The organism is Vibrio sp. 1731 (genome assembly GCF_033339955.1).
In the GTDB taxonomy this organism is placed as follows: Bacteria; Pseudomonadota; Gammaproteobacteria; order Enterobacterales; family Vibrionaceae; genus Vibrio; species Vibrio alginolyticus.
In genome coordinates this window covers 1-1522 of record NZ_JAWOVO010000074.1, presented here as the reverse complement: position 1 = coordinate 1522, position 1522 = coordinate 1, and the positions used below count along the sequence as shown (strand labels likewise).

1 protein-coding gene and 2 pseudogenes are annotated in these 1522 nt (G+C 44.1%); all 3 read left to right on the top strand.

All coding sequences use genetic code 11. The features are described from left to right. A pseudogene (locus tag R7035_RS25240) lies at window positions 1–481 on the top strand (FAD-dependent oxidoreductase); the annotation flags it as partial. Between the two features lies 1 nt (window position 482). After that, a complete protein-coding gene (locus R7035_RS25235) occupies window positions 483–1259 on the top strand; it encodes a DUF1365 domain-containing protein (protein WP_169566903.1) in 777 nt (258 codons plus the stop codon). 35 nt (window positions 1260–1294) lie between these two features. Continuing rightward, window positions 1295–1522 (top strand): annotated as a pseudogene (locus R7035_RS25230) (SAM-dependent methyltransferase); the annotation flags it as partial.

Below are 1522 nucleotides of genomic sequence, written 5' to 3'. Positions count from 1 at the left end.
CTCGTCATGTGAAAACGACATTTTGTCTAATATGGCTTACCAAGCAAATGATGTGGTTCTTCACACTGACACGAGTGTATTACCGAAACGAAAATCTGCATGGGCATCGTGGAACTATTTGCTGGAAGGAGGCGAAGAGGAGCTGCAACGATTGCCGTCCCTGACGTACAACATGAACATTTTGCAGCATATCGACTCTTCTCACACATTCTGCGTCACCTTAACCCGTACTGAAGATATCGACGAGAACAAGATTCTGCGTCAGTTCACCTACCATCACCCTGTCTTTACGACAGAGTCTATCGCTGCCCAGCAACGCAAAGAAGAAATACAAGGAACTCAACATACGTGGTTTTGTGGCGCTTATTGGTACAACGGATTCCATGAAGATGGCGTGCGCAGTGCTTTGGATGTTGTGAAAGGAATTGCCGCTAAACATAACGAGAAAAGTGACACACTTTATGAACAAGGTGCTGCGTAATATGAGTATCCCTTCTCACAGTCAGTTATTTATAGGCAATGTAAGACATCGTCGTTTTACGCCCGTTAAGCACGAGCTGAATTATTCAATGTTTATGCCAGCGATTGATTTGGATGAAATTGGCTTACTTGAGAAAAAAGTTTGGGGCTTTGGGACTCGCTGGTGGCATTGGGCTCGATTCAAACGTGATGATTACCTCGGTGAAGGGAGTTTGAAAAAAGCGGTGCAAGATAAAGTCGCAGAACTTACGGGCGTACGTTGCAGCGGCAAAGTACTGGCTGTCTGTCACTTGCGTTATCTCGGGCTCTATTTTAGTCCAGTGAATTTTTACTACCTGTATGACCAAAAAGGTGAATGGCAATATCTTCTCGCTGAAGTCAGCAATACACCTTGGAATGAGCGCCATTATTACGCGATAGCGGCTGACCCAAAGGATGAAGATTTTGGTTGGGAGCAAGACAAAGCATTCCACGTGTCACCGTTCAACCCGATAGACCAATTGTACCGCTGGAAAATAAAACCGCTTACAGACAAGTTAAATATCCATCTTGAATGCCATAAAGGTGAAAAACACTTCGACGCCACAATGGCTATGAAAGCACAGCCATTTTCCAGCGGTTCTTTATTGAAGTGCTTGATCGGAACACCAATTCAAACAGTAAAAGTGATGGTTGGAATCTACTGGCATGCGTTGAGGTTATGGATTAAAGGTGCGCCGTTTTATTCTCACCCTAAATATTTGGCGTCCAATGAACGTCAAGCCTCTAGCGACAAATAAGATAAGAAAAATAATAAGCACAAGGAGAATTCTGCATGTTAAATACGACTTCTATAACATTGCCGCGCAAACTGACGACGACTCAGAAAGCGGCTCGCGGAGTTATTTTTCAATGTCTGCAAAAGATGGAAATGGGTTGCTTAACCATTATTGAATCGTTTCATACTGAGACAAAGGAGCGCAGTGAACGTTTTACTGCGCCAAACGGAGAATACAGTGGCCAACCTGTCGTTGCGACCATTGAGGTTAAGCACCCAGGTTTT